An 18,239-nucleotide genomic window follows, 5' to 3' on the forward strand; every position below is an offset into this window, starting at 1 on the left:
TGGTAATGGTTTTGTATAGGGGCAAAGTTTACCTGCAGACCTATAGGTATGTCATTAAGCCAATATTTGAGTAAACTCGACATTTACATTTTTGTAAGGGTTTACCTCATTACGTAAAAAAACGTATTGTGTGAGACTAGCAACCGACAGGAATGCCTATTTCTGTCGGGGAGAAGGCCCTTTTGTCAGGTAGCTGACAAAAGGGGAAATCTAATATTTTTAAGGTGTTTTTCAATGTCAATTACTGCCTGGATTGCAGTCGTCGTTGTTATCGCAACGGTTTACTGCCTGATTAAGCGCTATGAAACACGCTTGGTCCTCTTTACAGCCGGCTTACTTCTTTGCTGCATCTCTATGAAGCCGATGGCAGCACTGGATCAGTTCGCAAAGAGCATGACCAATGCAAGTCTGATCATGGCAATCTGCGGTGCGATGGGATTTGCTTTTGTGGTTACACACACTTCCTGCGACCGTCATTTAGTCTCTCTGCTGGCCGCTCCGCTCAAGAAGCTTGGAATTCTCTTGATCCCGGCCTGTACTGCGGTTACTTTCTTCGTTAATATCGCGATTCCTTCCGCTGCCGGCTGTGCCGCTGCTGTAGGCGCGACATTCATTCCGGTTATGATTCGTTCCGGTATTCGTCCAGCCGCCGCAGGCGCTGCCGTTCTGATGGGTACTTACGGATCTATTCTCTCTCCGGGTATGTCTCATAACAACTTCGTTTCGAAGATTTCGAACATGGGTGTTATGGACTTTATCGCTCTGCACACACCGTTCTCCCTCATCATGATGGGTATCGGTCTTGTCGGTATTACGATCGTCTGCCTGGTTCTCCGCGACAACAAACCTACAGCTGAAGAGCTTACTGCTTATGAAGCCAAGGAAGGCGGTTCTGAAATTACCAAGATCAATCCGCTCAAGGCTCTGGCTCCGCTGGTTCCGCTTATTATTCTTGTTGTCGGCAACTCTTGGGTTCCCGCTCTTAAGATGGGTGTTGCTCAGGCTATGGTCCTTGGCGCCATCTTCACACTGGTTGTTTCCTGGACCGATCCTCAGAAGTTCTCCAAAGAATTCTTCCGCGGTATGGGCGACGGTTATGGCTCTGTGATGGGCATCATCATTGCCGCCGGTGTCTTCGCTGCCGGTCTGCGTACTGCCGGCCTGATTGACGCCTTCGTTACAGCGCTCAAGGCTTCCAACGAACTCGCTCGCTGGGGTGGTTCTATCGGCCCGTTCGTCCTTGCTGTTATTACCGGTTCCGGCGACGCTGCAACTTTCGCGTTCAACGAAGCGGTTACACCGCACGCTGCTGACTTCGGCATGCAGGTTCCGAACCTCGGTGCTCTGGCTCTCATCTCCGGTTCTCTCGGACGTACAATGTCCCCGATTGCCGGCGTTGTGATTCTGATCTCCGGTCTTGCTATGGTTCAGCCGATGCAGCTGGTTAAACGTACAGCGATTCCGATGATCGTCGGTGTTTTCACCCTCGCTCTGATCATGGTTTAATCAGGACCCGCTGAATAGTTAACAAAAAGGCGCCGAACCTCGTGGTTCGGCGCCTTTTGGTATTAATTTTTTATTGCAATATAGGTATCCCGCTTATAGAATAAACCTTCAATGCGACGCTTCGGCAAGAGCCGCAGCGGGTTCAAATTACGGACGTTTCTGTGATTAGGGATGATTTATTATGACATCCCGTATTGGTTTGATAAAACCATTAAAAATCAGTCGTCTGCAAGCGCATTTTACCTGCGCATCTGACTCATATCGGCTGCGCATCAACGAATAGAGGAGATACCTACACCATGACCGATTACAACACACAGCTTATCGAGCAGCGCAGAGAACTTCACCAGTGGCCCGAAGAAGGCTGGACTGAGTTTTGGACAACTTCCTACATTGTGAAGAAGCTCCAGGCTTACGGTTATGAAGTTCTCGTCGGAACCAAGGTAATTAACCCTGAACAGGTTTTCGGCCGCAATCAGAAGCTGGTTGATCTCGGTATCAAGAACGCGCTCGAAAGAGGCGCTGATCCCAAGCTGATTGAAGAAATGGGCGGTTATACCGGCTGCGTCGGTGTGCTTGACACAGGCCGCGAAGGTCCTACGACCGCCTTCCGTTTTGACATTGACTGTGTATGCGTTCGTGAAACGGACGATCCCGCACACAAACCGAATAAAGAAGGCTTCAGAAGCCAGCATGACGGTTATATGCATGCCTGCGGCCACGATACGCATGCTTCCATCGGCCTGACGCTTGCTCACTGGATTGCTGACCACAAGGACCAGCTCAAAGGCAAATTTAAATTCGTTTTCCAGCCTGCTGAAGAAGGCGTTCGCGGCGCTTCAGCCGTTGCCGCCTCCGGTATTGTTGATGATGCAGACTTTTTCTTTGGAAGCCATATTTCGTTCATGGCCGATTCCGGTGAAATTGTTGCCGCTCCGTATGGTCTGCTCTGCACTTCCAAGTATGACGTGACATTCAAAGGTCAGCCCGCTCACGCAGGCAAAGAGCCGAATGCCGGCCATAACGCACTGGCTGCAGCCTGCAATGCCGTTGTTCAGATGCTTGGTATTCCTCGTCACGGCGGCGGCATGACTCGCATTAACATCGGTACGCTTCGTGCCGGCGAAGGCCGCAACGTGATTCCGAGCTCCGCCCACATGGCGCTTGAAGTTCGCGGTGAAACCAGTTCGATCAACGACTATATGTCCGAGCAGGTTATGAACATTTTGGAAGGCATTTCCAAGGGTTTCGGCGTTTCTTATGAAATTTCCCAGATGGGTGCCGCTGTTGACTTTACAAACGATCCTGAGCTGAGCGAGCTTATTGCTGAAGTTGCTAAAGAAACTGAAGGTGTTGAGAAGATTATTCCCGACGGAAACTTTGGCGGCTCTGAAGACATTTCGATTCTCGGCAGAAGAGTCCAGCAGCACGGCGGTAAAGCCGCATTCTTCATTTGTGGTGCGGACAGAGCCGCAGGTCATCATCAGAGCACATTCGACATTGACGAAAACGCTTTGAAGACTGCGTTAGGCATGTATGTTGGTATTGCTAAGAAAGTGAACGGAATTTAATTTCCTGAGCTAATAAGAAAGGGAGCTGCCGTCGGTTGATTGGCAGCTCTTTTCAATGGCAGAAAAAGGACTTTTACGTAGAGAATTTCAGCTATGTCGCTTGCAGAATAATAAGCCTCGCCGTTTTTGTGCGAGGCTTATTTTCCATAATACCTATCCCAGATGAGGACTAACTTTTAAAGCTGCCGGAGCAGGTCCTGACTGTATTTATAGGTTAAGTCGAATACTCTTTGTGTCTGATAACCAGGTAACGGTACTTCGACACCTATCGGTCTTTCCGGCATATGGCGCAGGAATTCAACCAGCGGAAGTTCGCCAACACCGGGGATGAGTCGGCCTTCGCGAGCTTCTCTTACAACTCCTTCAAAACCTTTTGGGGTTCCGGATGTCGATTCGACTTTAAGCTGTCCGGCGCGCTGTGCAGCAACAAGCTTCTTGTCAATCGGACCATTGATAACCGCGTCGCAAAGATGAATTTCGCCTAAATACTGCTGCGGAATTTTATCAAGGTCGTTGTGTGAACCACCTGATCTATAAAGATGCAGAGCGTCAACAGCGATGGTGCAGTTTTTACGGTCGGCCAATTTCACAAGTTCATAAGCCTGTTCCAAAGTACCTACAGTTCTCCAGATCATGAATTCAACGTCGATATTGAATCCTCTTGGTGCAGCATAATCAGCCATATCCTGCAGAACACGAGCGAACTTTTCTTTATTGGGGGCATCTCCGCAGAGTGTCAAATTTTTAACACCCAGCTCCGCACAGGCGTCCATCACAGAGTGGAATTCAGCAGGGTTAGTATCAGAGTTGATGGCAAACCCATCGACGCCGTGCAATGTGATGCCCGTATTAGCAAGGTACTGTTTGAATGCTTTGATTTCTTTTGTACCGGCTTTAAATTCATGAGCAAGGGCTCCGGGAACAATGGGATGAATTCTAAGTCCCATCATTTCATAGCCGGCTTTTTCCCGAGTTTTACAGTTAAATTTTGAATAAAGCTCGGCCCACATTGGCTTAACAGCCAAATTTTTTTAACGCCTAAGTAACACTAATGTAGTACATTATGGTATAATTGAGAACCTTATGAGGAGTTCCTTATGCCAATGCATGTGTCCATAGTGTCTGTTAAGAATCACAAGTACATTCGCGTGTGCTCCAGTTACCGCAATGCCGAAGGCAAACCACGGACTCGGGTAATTGAAAACCACGGCAGGCTCGAAACTGCTTTAGAAAAAGACCCGGAGTTTCTTGACAAGCTCAAGGCTCGTATTGCTGAAGAGAACCGTCTGGAACAATTGGCTAAAGACCGGGAGCTCGAATTGCAGGCTCGTAAAAGGATGGACAAACTTTCTGAATTGGCTCGATCAAACAATGATTTGCCGGGTTGTTTCCATCTCTACAACGTTGGAGCCGCGATTATCCGTAAAGTTTGGTGCGACTTAAAGATGCCGGAGTTTTTTCGGTATCTTCAAAAGGATCGTAACATTGGCTATTCGTATGACAAAGCTGCCTATCTACTCACCGAGCAGCGGTTGTTGGCTCCGGCCAGCAAGCTTCAGAATTTCAAGAATAAGGACTCAAGCATTATTGATCACTCCGAGATTGATCATCTTCAGGATTTGTATCGAGTTCTTGATCTATTGAAAGAGGACAAAGAGAGCGTCGTCAAACACCTCAACCGAGAAATTCAAAAGAGGACAAAAAGGAAGATCACTGCCGCCTTCTACGATGTAACCACCTACAGTTTTGAAAGCCGCAACATTTCTGATTACAAAGACTTTGGTCTGAGCAAGGATCATAAGGTCAATGAGGTCCAAGTGGTGCTTGGACTGGTTATGGATGAGAATGGCATTCCCATTGATTATGAGCTCTTCAACGGAAGCACTAATGAATTCGGAACCATGGTGCCGTTGATTAAGAAGATCAAAACGACTTACGGGATCGATCAATTGATAGTAGTTGCTGACCGAGGGTTAAATTCAAGTGAGAACCTATTTGCGCTCAGACAAATAGGCTGTGATTTCGTAATTGCACAAAAGTTTAAGAATGCCTCAGCCGATGAGAAAAAGGCAATCCTAGACCAAAACAATTGGCAGAAGAGTACATGCGACGAAAACGGAGAGATATTTTGCCGCTATAAGACGATAGAGGTTAATAAACCGCTATACGAAACCAGAACCAGCCCTACGACAAAACTCAACTACAAGACAAAAAAAGTAATTGACACTATGAATTTGCATTGGATCGTCTCTTACAGTCCGCGCAGAGCAAAAAAAGATAGGGCAGACAGAGATAGAGCGATTGATAAGGCGCTTGATGCAATTAAGAATCCGGGCAAACTACGTCTAACCGGCTATAAGTCATTGGTTAAAATGCCAAGAAAAGACGGTGCACCGCAATTAGATACCGAAAAAATAGAAGAACAATCTCAATGGGATGGGTATTACGTTATTTGCACGAATCTTGAAATATCACCTGAGAGAGCCACTGAGATTTATCGAAAGCTCTGGCAAATTGAAGATTGTTTCCGGGTCAGCAAATCTCAATTGGAGACTCGGCCATGCTTTGTATGGACAGATTCTCACATATATGGCCATTTCTTGAGCTGCTTCATAAGCTTGGTGCTGGAAAAATATATGCTTTACAGCCTCAAGCAGGAACTCGGAGATCAAGTCACTCATGGGAAGATGTGCTCTGCCTTACGTCAGTCCCAAGTCGTCTACGATGATATCAATCCACAGCTGCCGTTATTTCTAAGGTTATACGAACCGGGGCTGTTTGATGAAATGAGTAAGCACTTTGGTCTGAAGGTCCTAAGTCGCGTAGAGAAGCCCGTAGGCCTAAAAAAGAAACTTCATTTACCGGGGCTGAAAGTTGTAGCTACCACGGCGTGGAAATCGTAAGATCGGAGAAGCCCTGCTATACGGGGCTTCCAGGGATTTTATTCAATCGTAAACTGTAAAACTCGGGAGCAAGGGCTCCGGGAACAATGGGATGAATTCTAAGTCCCATCATTTCATAGCCGGCTTTTTTAGCCTGACTAGCGAACTCCTCCGGAGGAAGCTCGATGGCGCACAAGGCGATTGCCTGTAAAGGCCGTTTCCCCGCTTCCATGGCGAGCGCTGCAGGGACTGTAGATAACAAGCTTGATCCTGCGACTGTTGCTGCTGTTTTAAATAAATTTCTTCTAAGCATTATTTACTCCATTGATGTGAAAGGTTTCTGCTGAACTTCCTTGCTGCAATTGAAATTAAATAGGACGCCTCCTAACTCTTTCCTCGATGGGTAAATTCTGAATCGAAGGGACTTAAATAAATACAACCCTCGGGATGTGCTTTAGTGAATTGTCCGGGTAAGGGATATAAGGGGAAATGCGATCCCGGTGTAATCGTTATAAGTACGGATTAATACCTAAAGAAGAGGTTGGCTTCTTATTGAATGATAAAAAATAAACGGCAGGATAAATTAAAAAAACAAAGCCCTACTTAGAATCGCAAGAAATCACAAACATCTGTACGACGCGTTTTTTAAGCGTGCATTTATAAGCATTTGAAAATTATTTTTTGTGGTAAAGGAGTATTGAAAAGCGGATTGTGTTATGGATAGAGCTACAAGTTCTAAAACGTTGTTTGATGCAATCGTCTCCTTTCAATTCGTACCGTCACTGCCGTCCACTTTTATTTTGTTTGAAGGAAAACTAGTGAGCAGATTTGAGATGGTTGAGGTCGTCTCGAGATGTAGATCGTAGCATTAGCTTGAAGGTGCGTTAGTTGCTTGTGAGACAAGATAGACAGCAGGCATAAGAAAAGGGCGCCTTGCGACGCCCTTATAGGAGATGAACCTATATCTGATTATTTCTTCAGACGGTCAGGCCACCAGCTCGGATACGGCTGAGTCTGAGGAGTCTGGAGCCAGCCCGGAACATAGTGTGTTTCCGGATCAAGCTTGGAAGCTTCTTCGCCGGCGTTGTAGAAGCCCATGATTGTGCAGGAGCCCATAGCGATCATGAGAACGATGACAACGTAGAGAAGCTTGCGCAGGAAGCTGCGTGTAGCGTTGGACGGACCGCACCACTTCATGCACAGACGATAGAGACCGATCATGCCGTGAAGTTCTGTAACGATGAGGAACAGGAAGATGACCCACAGCCAGGAGTGATAAACCTCAAGACCGCTGCCATAAGGGCCGATAGCGCCCGGGTTCATGAGCATCGGAAGCAGATGCGGGAAAACAAGAGCTGTAAGGATCACACCGGTGATGAACTGAACCCACCACATTGTGGTGTCAGTGTGACGGAGCAGCTTGTAGTGGCCGCGCATAATGCGGAAGGCTTTGTAGTTGCTCGGGAACTTACGAAGAGCCAGAATGGCGTGAATGATAACGAGGATGAAAATGAATCCTACGAATACAACGTGCATCCAGAGGTGGTCAACACCGTCAATGAAGTAGCCGCCGGTGAAAGAAACCAGAGACCAGAAGGTGTCTTTGCCCAGCAGGATGGAGCTGGTGAAAGCCATGTGGCAGAACAGGAACAGACCAAGGATAAGGCCTGTGACAGACTGGAGAACGTCGCACCAGGCATAAGCCTTAGATTTCTGTTTTGTCTCTACTAAGTCTTCGCCGTCAATCACGGTCTTAGCAGAAGGTGTCACCTTGTAGAGGTGAGATACGTCTTTAAATTCATCGGACATGATAAACCTTAATATTTGGGTGAAATTATTGTCTCAACGACTGAACGTATCATGCGCCAGAGCACGTTAAAAGTCGCCTAAATTTTTGCCTAAAACTGATAAAAGACAAAATAAAACCCTTAATTCGTTCTTAAATTAAGGGTTTTTACCTAGAAACTAATATTTATGCACTTATTTGGTGCCAAAGATTCTATCGCCGGCATCGCCTAAGCCCGGAACAATGTAGGCGTTCTTATTTAATTTTTCATCAAGAGAGGCCACAAAAACCTCAATTTCCGGATGTGCCTTCTGGAAGGTTTCAACACCTTCAGGTGCGGCAACTAAGGCGACAAATTTAATGTCTTCCGGGCAGACACCGCGTTTGAGCAGTGTGTCAACCGCAGCGACAGCGGAGTTGCCTGTCGCGAGCATCGGGTCGCAAAGAATAATCTGACGCTTGTCCAGTTTGGACGGCAGCTTAACCAAGTATTCAACCGGCATATGATCGGGACCGCGATAGAGGCCGATGTGGCCGACGCGTGCGGAAGGCATTAAATCAAGGAGACCGTCAGACATGCCGAGACCGGCACGCAGAATCGGAACAATGACCAGCTTTTTCCCGGCAAGGAAACTCGCCTTGCATTTTCCGAGCGGTGTATCAATCGTACGGACTTCCATCGGCAGGTTGCGTGTGACTTCGTAGCCGATTAAATAAGTAAGTTCTCTCAGAAGCTGGCGGAAAGAATTAGAAGGAGTTTTCTTTTCACGCATCGTGCTGAGTTTGTGGGTGACCAAAGGATGATCGACGATGTGAAGCTTAGGAAAACGCGGATCAGTTTTCATCTATATTTCTCCAAAAAATCTTTTTTTAATTATTGCACTCATTTAGGCATCGCGTTTACATGTGCCATTGAGGAATGGATTAGACTAGTTACAAATAGATAGCTGATCTGAAGGATTTCACATGCGTTATATCGTTCTGCTCATTGTATTTCTGCTCGGTGCCGGATTCACTTTTCTCAATTGGACCGCAGTGAACGCACCGGTTGATGTCGATTTAATAGTCACTACAGCGAAGGCTCCTTTGACGCTGATGCTGCTGTTCTGGTTTGCGATTTTGTTCCTAATCGTTCTCTATTGTCTGTTTGCACAGCAGACCGGAGCTTTTGCGACCATGCGCAGACTCACAAAAGAGCTGGAATCTCAGCGCAAACTCGCTTCCGACAGTGAAGACTCCCGTCTTTCCGACGTTAAAGCGGATTTCGAGGCTAAGTGGCAGAAATGGACTCAGGAGCAGAGAGATGTACTGGCTCAGACAGAGCAGCGTCTGACAGAGAACCAGAATAAGATTCTGAGCGCTTTTAAAGACACTCAGGATCAAATCTCGAACGCAAATAAAGATCTCAGTAACTCGATTACCGGCTCCCTGGACACAATGGACGACAAGATTACAAAGATTCTGATCAGTAAATAACGCCGTAAATTTTGACAGCCGGGTTTCTTCCGGCTGTTGACTGCCGCCGTTTGCTCCGCTGAATGCGAAGAACGGCGGTTTTGCTTTCTGTCTTTAAAGCAGCCGCTGCAGCGATTCTGCGGGAACTAATTCAAGAGTGCTTTGCGGCCACGGACGAATCTGCTGGTACTGCATAAGGTTAAGCGTGTCGAGCCCGGGGATAGTATTTGGCGTGAGCCACGCTGCGATGCGGGCGAGTTGAGTGAGTCCGAGACTTGATTCGAGTGAAGAGCTGATCACAGCCGTCATGCCAAGCCTTCGGGCGGCTTCGGTCTGACTTTTAATTTTTTCTAAACTGCCGGTCAGAGTCGGCTTGATGACGACCGCTTTGGCGATATCGCTCGAATCGAATGTAAAGTCCGACTCACGCAGGCTTTCGTCCCAGGCAATCGCAACCCCGGTCTGTCTCGCGAAGATGCGCGATTCTTCCCGGCTCTGACAAGGCTCTTCTATAAAGGCGATTCGCTCCCGATAATGCGGCCGTATGTTCTGAGCGAAGTCAAGCGCCTGACTAAGCGTCCATGATCGATTGGCGTCAAGCCTCAGGCGTACGTCCGAAACAGCGTGAAGTACTGTATCGACAGTGATCCCGTCATTGGCGGCGCCAGAGAAACCGACTTTGACTTTCGCGTTTTTTTCTCCTTTGGCGCCGGCAAGTTTGTTAACCAGCTTTTCTGTCTCGCAGCCTCCAAGCGGAACCGTACGGTAGTCTGCTTTCATGGGAAGCGTGCCGTTGAGTTCTGCGAGCGCACAGCTGATTCCGAAAGCCGCAGATGGGAGCTTCGGCAGTTCTTCTTCGCCGCTCAGCCACAGCTTTGTCCAGCAAAGCAGAGCGTCCTGAGCCTCTTCAAGGGATTCGGCGCTGAATCCGGGAAGCGGACTGATTTCTCCCCATCCGCAGCGATCTTCAGACCGAAGCTCAATATAAAGGCCCTCTCGGCAGCTGATTCGTTTGGCGCGCAGTGCAACACCCACATCCATAGGTATCTGCCATTTATAAACGCGCGCTGTACGATTTGTTTTTGGAGAATTCATGATGAGCGGTCCGTTACGAACGAAGAATGTCGGCAAGCGCTTTTGCGACGGCTTCGGGATTTTCTCGATGAGCATTGTGTCCTGCGTTCTCGATGACTCTGACATCAGAACAGAGCTCTTTAGCAAGCGCTCGGAACTTTGCGTCTTTCTCGCCGCAAAGGTAATGGAAGGCGAAAGTTCTGTTTTTCAGCTCCTGCCGCAGATCCGGCTGAGCTGATAACGATGCGGATTCAAGCATCGCTGCTAAAGTTTCTCCGTTATTGCGGCTTCTCAAAGCGATAAGCGCGCTTCGCTCTTTTTGAGTCAGAGAGCTGAAAACCGGCTGTTGGTACCAGTCGGTAAAAACTTTCGGCAGGGGCTCCGAACGGAACCGCTTAGCCCAAGCTTGGTCGGATAGGCGCCGCTGCTCTTTTGCTTCTTGGTCCTGCAGGCCGGGGTGGCCGCCTTCTACAATTAGTCCTTTAAGACCAACCAATCCTTTGCAGGCAGTAAACATCGCGATGCGCCCGCCAAGAGAATATCCGATGAGAAAAAATTCCCGCACACCATAGTGCGCCAAAGTCTGACGTATGAGCAGGGCGGTGTCCTCAAACCCGTTCACGTGTATTCCTGAAGAACCGCCATGGCCCGGCAGATCGATATACATTTGCGGATGTTCGCAAAAAGACGCTCCGATCGGCTGCCATTCGCGACGGTCTCCCGAGAAACCGTGCAGAAAGACAAGCCAGGGTCGACCCGACTGTCCCTCTTTAATCTGAGCGCTGAGAATCATAAGCGGCTGACTTCTTTAAGAAGGCTTCTCAGCATCTGAGCGCCTTCGGTTTCATTGACTTTAAGTTCTATAACTGTTGCGGCCGGAATTTTCCAAGCTTCAGCGAGCGCGGTTTCTAAATCTTCCCGGCATTTAGGGGCGCAGTATCTAAGAGAGAACATGCCGGCAGCGTGCGCGAAATCCGCATCCTGAGGCATTTGATAAAAGCGGGTTCTTTCTGCCTGAGGCGTCGGAAGAAGCGAGAATATCTGTCCGCCGTTGTTGTTCACGATGATCTGAACAAACGGTGCGGTTGCGTGCCGCAGCAGCGCCAAAGAGTTTACGTCATAGAGCGCGGAGAGATCACCGACGATCGAAAGCGTCGGCTTGCCCGTGTCGAGCTGAACGCCAGCCGCCGTGGAAATCAAGCCGTCGATGCCGCTTGCGCCGCGATTGCTGTACACCGGATATCCGGCGGGGAGCTGCCCAAGCGCGTCAATGAGCCGCACGATAAGGCTGTTGCCAACAAAGAACTGTCCGTTTTCCGGCAGATATTTGCCGATTCGGTGCGCAAGCTGAGCTTCTCCGAAACCGACGCACTTTGATTCCACAATTTTTGCGGTTTCTTTGGATAATTGGACGCATTCTTTATACCAAGGCGCTCCGGGTTCAGCCTCATGCAGATCCAGCCAGCGGCTGATATCTGCGATGATTCGGCGCCCCCGATGCTGTGCAGGATCAAGTCTGCCGCAGTTTGGATCAACGATCCAATATTCTTTCGGCGCGCATTTAGTCTGCCACTGCAGCAGGCGTTTTCCGGTGAGTCCGCTTCCGAGCTGAATCACAATTTCGGCTTGGTTGAGTTCTTCTACGGCTTTTGGGTTGCTGAGCCAAAGGTCTGCGCAAGGCAGGGGCTGGCCCGTTTGAGAGAGCACATCGCCAATCAAGGGCCAGCCAAGAGTCTGTGCCCACTGCGCCGCCTTTACACCGTCTTTTGCGTTCATGCGGCCGGCGATGACCACGCCGCGTTGCTGACGAATGAGCGGCCAGTCACGCTCCTTGAAAACTTCGATCGGAGTAGCTTCCTGAAGCCAAGGCTTGTCATCGGTCCACCAATCTCCGAGGCTTTGCTGCCAGCTAAGACCGGTGTCGTCCATTTCTCCGTAAAGGGGCTCCGTAAACGGGCAATTGATGTGTACAGCTCCCGCATGCAGCGTTCCCATCGCGTCATCAATGGAAGAGACGAGCCATCGAGCTGAAATCCGCTCAGTCGGGCTCGGAAGAAAAAGAGAACGAGCCGGGTGCGACGCAAATATTCCTATCTGTCGGATAGCCTGATTTGCGCCGCAGTCAATCAATTCCTGCGGGCGATCCGCGGTTAACAGGACGAGTTTTTCTCCGGTGAGCCCGGCTTCAATAAGAGCCGGGTACAAGTTTGCGACCGCGGTGCCGGAGGTAACAATGACAGCGACCGGATCTTTGCCGGCTTTGGCAAGGCCGAGCGCAAGATGTCCGAGTCCGCGTTCATCAAAATGTGTGTGCAGAGTAAAACCCGGATTTTCTGCCGCAGACAAAGTTAGCGGAGTGGAACGGGAACCCGGCGCAATACAGACATGTTTGACGCCGTGACGTCTGACGGCTTCAAGAATAACGGACGCCCAGCGGCGGTTAAATGAACTTAGCGACATGACAGATTATTGTTTACTTGTGTTCAGGCTGAAGCAGGGTTTTGAGACCCGCAGCCTTGTTATTGATTTCGATCCATTCAGCTTCCGGATCCGACCCCGGAACAATGCCCGCGCCTGCATAGAGACGAACGACATTGCCGCTGATCTTTGCGGATCTCAGAGAAACGCAGAATTCGCTTTGCTTTAAGGAAAGGTAGCCTGCGGAACCCGCATACCATTCACGGGTAAAAGGCTCGTACTCAGCAATGAATTCTCGTGCTGCATTTCGCGGCAGTCCCGCCACAGCCGCAGTCGGCTGGAGCTGATAGAGACATATCGTGTCATCGGCTTTATGCAGAGATGTTTGAATTTGTCTGCGCAAATGCTGCACCTTGCGCAGGCGGAGAATGTGCTCCGGCAGGACCTCGAGCTTTTCGCATTCAGCTTCAAGGCGCTGACAGATGTCTTTGACTACCAGCATGTTCTCACGCTGATTCTTATCATCTGACATGAGCCATCTGCCAAGTCTGAGCGCTTCCTGATCATCATTATGGTTTGCGACGGTGCCGGCTAAAGCTTCCGTTTGCAGTGATTTGCCGATGCGCCGCCAAAGTCTTTCCGGGGAAGAACCGAGAAAGGCGCTGTCAGGGTCAAAGGCCATGTAGAAGTGATAGCAGTGAAGGTTCTGCTTTCTGCTCTCGTTCAGCATGGATGCCGGGTTGATCGGCTTTTCAAAGTGCAGGTCGGTCGCTCTTGCAAGTACGGTTTTATTAAGTTTGCCGTTACTGATCGTGTCGGTGGCAAGCTTGATTAAACGGCACCATTCTTCTTTATCCGGTCGATGCTCCTCACGGATCATCTTAGATTGAAGCGGCGGCAAAGGTTTTGCGCACTTGAGGGCTGCGATATAAGCCTTAGCGAATTCGCTGTCAGAGCGCAGAGAATTTTCGCTGAAAAGCGTCAGCCGTAAAGCTGCATCTTCTCCGTTTCGTCTCCACTCCAGACGAGGCAGAATCAGGCTTGATCGGGACGGATCAAATTCATTCAGTCCCCACACACGTAAGTCTTCATCCGGATACTGACGAATAAATTTCTGAGCATCTTCAAGCGAAGTGAATGCGACTGCTTTACCAAGGACTGCAGCTTCCTTGCTTCCGCTTCTCTGCTGCCAGTAAAACTGCGGATAGGCGCTCTGGCTTGAGAGCCAAGTCAGGGCATCAAAGCTGTCGTTCAGCGCAAAAGAAGATTCGAAAACCCGTAAGCCGGGGGCGTCGGGCAGCGTTGAAGAAAGCTGATTCAGCAAATCATTCAGCGCCGTATCGAGTGGGAGCATGCGGACCTCTTAACAATTAAATCAGTCGATTATAAGAAGACCGAGAGGGGATATGTTTTGAAGATTTACATTACGAATCGAAAGAACACATTTGCTAAAAATATTTAAGATGAATGTATTCGTAATATATTGAATTTAAAATGTTTATTGACTCAGTGATGAGATATTAATTTTGAAAAAGAAGCGGTCATTTCGGGTACATAGGTTCCAAGGTCTATGCGCCGGACATTGATGTAAGAAACGAAATGAAAATGCAGGTTTTTATTTAGAAGTGAATACTAACTTCAATTCAGCGTCACTGAGGTTCAGATCTTCCGGGATGAAAAACGGGCGGCCTGGGCCGCCCGCTGTGACTGAATCAGCATCGCTTAGTTCTTATGGTAGCTTGTGACGCGATCAACTTCTTCCTTACTTCCGAGGAAGACCGCAACACGCTGATGAAGCTTCTCCGGCTGCAGATCAAGGATGTCTTCATGTCCGTTTGTGGCTCTTCCGCCGGCCTGTTCAATCAGCATCGCCATCGGGTTGGCTTCATACATGAGACGCAGTTTGCCGGGTTTGGACGGATCGCGGTTGTCGCGCGGATACATGAAGATGCCGCCGCGGCAGAGTACGCGATGGACTTCGGCGACCATCGCCGCAACCCAGCGCATATTGAAGTTCTTTCCAAGCGGTCCGGTTTCGCCTTCAAGCAGTTCCTTGACATACTTCTGAACCGGGGCTTCCCAGTGACGCATGTTGGACATATTGATGGCAAATTCCTGAGTCTGTTCCGGAATGCGAATGTTCTCTTTTGTCAGGATGTACTGACCGGTTCCGAGGTTCAGCGTGAACATATAGACGCCGTGACCGACAGTGAGTGTCAGGATGGTCTGAGGAGAGTACATGACATAGCCGGCAGCGACCTGAGAGCGGCCTTTTTTAAGGAAGCTTTCGTCCGTAACTTTGCCTTCGGGGGCCTCGGAGATCGAGAAAATCGAGCCGATCGGCGCGTTAATGTCAATATTGCTTGAGCCGTCAAGCGGATCAAACATGATCAGATATTTTCCGCGGCGGAATTCAGCCGGCGTGCTGAGGGAATGGTCCATTTCCTCACTGGCCATAGCGGCGATGGAGCCGGTCCATTCCACGCCGTCGATGAAGACTTCGTTCGTGATGATGTCGAGTTTTTTCTGATGCTCGCCCTGAACGTTGTCAGTGCCCGCAAAGCCGAGAACACCGGCAAGAGCGCCGTGCGTGACTTTGTCATTAATGTTCTTGCTGAGGTCGGCGACCGCGTTAAGCAGGTCGCTGAGCTGCTGATCGATATTGCCTGCAGAGAGCTGTTCCGCAAGGAACTGCTGTAGGGTTTTGGACAATTTATGTTCTCCTCTAACTAGGAAGTACTCACAATATATATCAAACGGGCTCGTAAAGCGCATTTTCAATGATCTCGCGAACATCGGGAGAGAGTTCGCGGTGGGAATTCACGAAACGAAGCGCTTTGTACATCATACGAGAGAGAGACGGTTCGTAGCGGCGCCAGTTTTCCAGCACACGAGCGAGGCGAGCCGCAACCTGCGGGTTGAATTGGTCGGTTGAGAGGACGCTGTTCACCCATAGCTGATAGCCCATACCGTCGGGGCGGTGGAACTCGGGGCCGCCGCTGCGGAAGAAGGCGTAAAGCAGAGAGTAAATGCAGTTCGGATTCTTCGGCTGGTAGCTGCCGTGCAGAGTCAGCGCGTGAATCTTTTCCACGACGGTTCTCTGTTCGCGGCTGTGGCGCAGACGGGAGTGCAGCGTGAGCCACTTGTTCATGAGTAGCGGCTCTCTCTGCCATTCGATTTCCGCCATATTCAAAAGTTCCTGTGCGATCGGAAGCGAGGCTTCGACAGAAATTTTGAGTGCGGCAAGCTGATCGGTCAGATTGTTGGCGGTCTTGTAAAGCGCACGAATCTGCTGAATTGCTTTCGGGTTGTCCGCAAAGGCTAGATAGCTCAGGCAGACATGCTTGAGCGCGCGCTTGCCGGCGTCGATCGGATTCGGACGGTAGGCGCCGGGCGTCGCCATCTTTTGGACTTTGTCTTCCAGCGTTGCGCGAAGACGTGTGCCGATCTTCTTGCGAATCTGATCAGAGACTTCACGTACAAGCGCCGGCTCAATAAGAATGCGATGCTCGGCGATGTAGTTCTCGTCCGGGAATTTCAGCAGTTCAGCCCGATAAGCAGGAGAGAGTGACTCATCGTTCAGAATATCTTCGAACGTAAAGAGATAGGCTTCCGAGACCGGAATATGGTCGCGGCCCTGGTTCGGTCCTTTCTTCTGCAGATCCAGAATGTACTGATCGATCATCAAAAGTGTCAGACGATCGAAGGCTTCAGCGCGGTTGAAGAGATCCGAGTCATTTCTCGCGAGGAACGCGAGCTGATCCTTCGTGTATTCGATGTCAAAAATAACCGGGGCGGAGTATCCGCGGCCGATCGAGAGAATCGGACGGCTGTTGATGTTTTCGAAAACCCAGGTCTGTTCCTGCTGATCAAAGAGCAGCGTGCGTGTTGTTCCGTCAGGATTGTCTTCGCCCTGCAGCTGCAGTTCGATATCCTTGCCGTCGTCGCCGAGAATACCGATGGAGACCGGAATCAGAAGCGGCTTGGGCGCGGCTCTTCCGGGAAAGGAGCGGTTGCTTTGATGCAGCGTCAGGGTCAGAGTTTTTTCGTTCTCATCCCATTTGCTGTTGACGCTGACACGCGGCGTACCTGCCTGCGAGTACCACAGTTCGAACTGCGAAAGGTCTTCGCCGTTGGATTCTTCCATAGCGGTTAAGAAGTCGCTGCATGTAGCGGCGGTTCCGTCAAAGCGGTTGATGTACTCCAGAAGACCGCGTCGGAAGCCCTCTTTGCCGAAAAGCGTCTGGTACATGCGTACCACTTCCGCGCCTTTTTCATAGACGGTGGTGGTGTAGAAGTTGTCGATTTGTCGGTAGGATTCCGGGCGAATCGGATGCGCCATCGGGCCCGCATCTTCGGGGAATTGGTTAGTGCGCAGATAACGGACGTCCTGGATGCGCTTAACGGCGCGCGCGGACGGAGTGCCGAGCATGTCGGCCGCAAATTCCTGCTCGCGGAAAACCGTGAGGCCTTCTTTTAACGAAAGCTGGAACCAGTCGCGGCATGTGACGCGGTCACCGGTCCAATTATGGAAGTATTCGTGCGCGATTACGGATTCGATGCGCGCAAAGTCTTCGTCTGTAGCAATACGGCTGTCGGCAAGGACGCATTTGGAATTAAAGATGTTCAGACCTTTGTTTTCCATCGCGCCCATGTTGAAGTCGTCGGTGGCGACAATCATGAACCGATCGAGGTCAAGGTCCAGACCGAAGCGTTCTTCGTCCCAGCGAATGGCCTTAATAAGGCTCTGCATGGCAAAGTCTGTTTTGCCCTGATTGGAAGGTTCTGTCCAGATCTGCAGCAGTGCTTCCTTGCCGTTTGCGAGTTTGATGGTCTCTTCCTGTGCGACGAAATTTCCGGCCACCAGCGCGAAGAGATAAGAGGGTTTGGGGAACGGGTCATCCCAAATCGCATAGTTTCTGCCGTCGAGAAGCTCGCCTTGCTCCATCAGGTTGCCGTTTGAGAGCAGAGCTTTGTAGTCTTTCGGCGCATGGATCACGACGCGGTATTTTGCAAGCACGTCCGGGCGATCCGGGAAGTACATGATTCTTCGGAAACCTTCGGCCTCGCACTGTGTGATGTAGTTATTGCGGCTCATGTAGAGACCGGAGAGCTGCAGATTGGTGCGCGGATTGATGCGGGTTTGAATTTCGATTTCGATCGGTTCTGAAATGTCGTGAATAATCAGTTTATCTGCGACAAAGGCGTACTGACCCGGCAGCGAATCTTTTCCGCCGATTTTTAGGTAAGTCATCGAGACATCGTCGCGGTAGAGGACGAAATCATCGCTTTTACGATCGTCTTTCGGAATAACAATCATTCTTGCCGTGACGGTCGTCTGATTCGGTACCAGATCAAAAGTAAGGTGTATGGATTCCACATTGTGGTCGGGAGCGGCGTAATCTTCGCGATGAACGATAGATTCGGTCCCGGCTTTGTTGGTATTGGCTGTCATCAGCTTCCTCTTATATAAGATTTTGCAATTTTAGCGCGTCCGATTTTTTTTCAATGGGAAGTGAGTAATGTAAATCCTGTTTGAGAGCTCTC

The 18,239-nt window shown here is 49.8% G+C and carries 14 protein-coding genes; 4 read left to right on the forward strand and 10 right to left on the reverse strand.

What is annotated here, in order from left to right:
• Window positions 1-234 precede the first annotated feature (234 nt).
• Together dcuC and AC6I1F_RS01285 are read left to right on the forward strand one after the other, a co-directional pair.
• Window positions 235-1,506 carry a C4-dicarboxylate transporter DcuC gene (gene dcuC, locus AC6I1F_RS01280; RefSeq protein WP_160336365.1) on the forward strand — a complete coding sequence of 424 codons (1,272 nt, stop codon included), beginning with the start codon at window positions 235-237 and terminating at the stop codon, window positions 1,504-1,506.
• A 299-nt stretch (window positions 1,507-1,805) separates the two neighbouring features.
• Window positions 1,806-3,077 carry an amidohydrolase gene (locus tag AC6I1F_RS01285; RefSeq protein ID WP_160335431.1) on the forward strand — a complete coding sequence of 424 codons (1,272 nt, stop codon included), beginning with the start codon at window positions 1,806-1,808 and terminating at the stop codon, window positions 3,075-3,077.
• A gap of 176 nt (window positions 3,078-3,253) precedes the next feature.
• Here AC6I1F_RS01285 and AC6I1F_RS01290 read toward each other — a convergent pair whose 3' ends face one another.
• Window positions 3,254-4,102, reverse strand: a complete 849-nt coding sequence (locus AC6I1F_RS01290) for a sugar phosphate isomerase/epimerase family protein (RefSeq protein WP_497801580.1) — start codon at window positions 4,100-4,102, stop codon at window positions 3,254-3,256.
• A gap of 72 nt (window positions 4,103-4,174) precedes the next feature.
• Here AC6I1F_RS01290 and AC6I1F_RS01295 point away from each other — a divergent pair, with 72 nt between their 5' ends.
• Complete coding sequence (locus tag AC6I1F_RS01295; RefSeq protein WP_497801581.1) at window positions 4,175-5,980, forward strand: IS1634 family transposase; 1,806 nt, start codon at window positions 4,175-4,177, stop codon at window positions 5,978-5,980.
• Window positions 5,981-5,996: 16 nt separating this feature from the next.
• On the opposite strand, the gene AC6I1F_RS01300 is transcribed toward AC6I1F_RS01295, so the two are convergent.
• The 3 genes from AC6I1F_RS01300 to upp all read right to left on the reverse strand — a co-directional run bounded on the left by AC6I1F_RS01300 (window position 5,997) and on the right by upp (window position 8,590).
• Window positions 5,997-6,272, reverse strand: coding sequence for a hypothetical protein (locus tag AC6I1F_RS01300; protein WP_497801582.1), 276 nt, complete (start codon window positions 6,270-6,272; stop codon window positions 5,997-5,999).
• 656 nt (window positions 6,273-6,928) lie between these two features.
• Complete coding sequence (locus AC6I1F_RS01305) at window positions 6,929-7,768, reverse strand: fumarate reductase cytochrome b subunit (protein ID WP_160335429.1); 840 nt, start codon at window positions 7,766-7,768, stop codon at window positions 6,929-6,931.
• A 171-nt stretch (window positions 7,769-7,939) separates the two neighbouring features.
• Complete coding sequence (gene upp, locus AC6I1F_RS01310; protein ID WP_251451958.1) at window positions 7,940-8,590, reverse strand: uracil phosphoribosyltransferase; 651 nt, start codon at window positions 8,588-8,590, stop codon at window positions 7,940-7,942.
• A 121-nt stretch (window positions 8,591-8,711) separates the two neighbouring features.
• Here upp and AC6I1F_RS01315 point away from each other — a divergent pair, with 121 nt between their 5' ends.
• The gene (locus tag AC6I1F_RS01315) at window positions 8,712-9,221 is read left to right on the forward strand and encodes a LapA family protein (protein ID WP_251569345.1); all 510 of its coding nucleotides are present in this window, start codon (window positions 8,712-8,714) and stop codon (window positions 9,219-9,221) included.
• Window positions 9,222-9,314: 93 nt separating this feature from the next.
• Here AC6I1F_RS01315 and menC read toward each other — a convergent pair whose 3' ends face one another.
• The 6 genes from menC to pepN form a co-directional block, all read right to left on the reverse strand.
• Window positions 9,315-10,370, reverse strand: coding sequence for an o-succinylbenzoate synthase (gene menC / locus AC6I1F_RS01320; RefSeq protein ID WP_290148946.1), 1,056 nt, complete (start codon window positions 10,368-10,370; stop codon window positions 9,315-9,317).
• Window positions 10,309-11,067, reverse strand: a complete 759-nt coding sequence (menH, locus tag AC6I1F_RS01325) for a 2-succinyl-6-hydroxy-2,4-cyclohexadiene-1-carboxylate synthase (RefSeq protein ID WP_251569347.1) — start codon at window positions 11,065-11,067, stop codon at window positions 10,309-10,311. The genes menC and menH overlap by 62 nt, the downstream gene beginning before the upstream one ends.
• Window positions 11,064-12,734 carry a 2-succinyl-5-enolpyruvyl-6-hydroxy-3-cyclohexene-1-carboxylic-acid synthase gene (gene menD, locus AC6I1F_RS01330; protein ID WP_251569348.1) on the reverse strand — a complete coding sequence of 557 codons (1,671 nt, stop codon included), beginning with the start codon at window positions 12,732-12,734 and terminating at the stop codon, window positions 11,064-11,066. The genes menH and menD overlap by 4 nt, the downstream gene beginning before the upstream one ends.
• Before the next feature lie 13 nt (window positions 12,735-12,747).
• Complete coding sequence (gene menF, locus AC6I1F_RS01335) at window positions 12,748-14,046, reverse strand: isochorismate synthase MenF (protein WP_289168895.1); 1,299 nt, start codon at window positions 14,044-14,046, stop codon at window positions 12,748-12,750.
• A gap of 368 nt (window positions 14,047-14,414) precedes the next feature.
• Complete coding sequence (locus tag AC6I1F_RS01340) at window positions 14,415-15,404, reverse strand: class 1 fructose-bisphosphatase (RefSeq protein ID WP_251451943.1); 990 nt, start codon at window positions 15,402-15,404, stop codon at window positions 14,415-14,417.
• A gap of 40 nt (window positions 15,405-15,444) precedes the next feature.
• Complete coding sequence (gene pepN, locus AC6I1F_RS01345; protein ID WP_290148951.1) at window positions 15,445-18,147, reverse strand: aminopeptidase N; 2,703 nt, start codon at window positions 18,145-18,147, stop codon at window positions 15,445-15,447.
• Between the last annotated feature and the right edge of the window lie 92 nt (window positions 18,148-18,239).

Source organism: Parasutterella sp. St.1A3 (assembly GCF_059728705.1).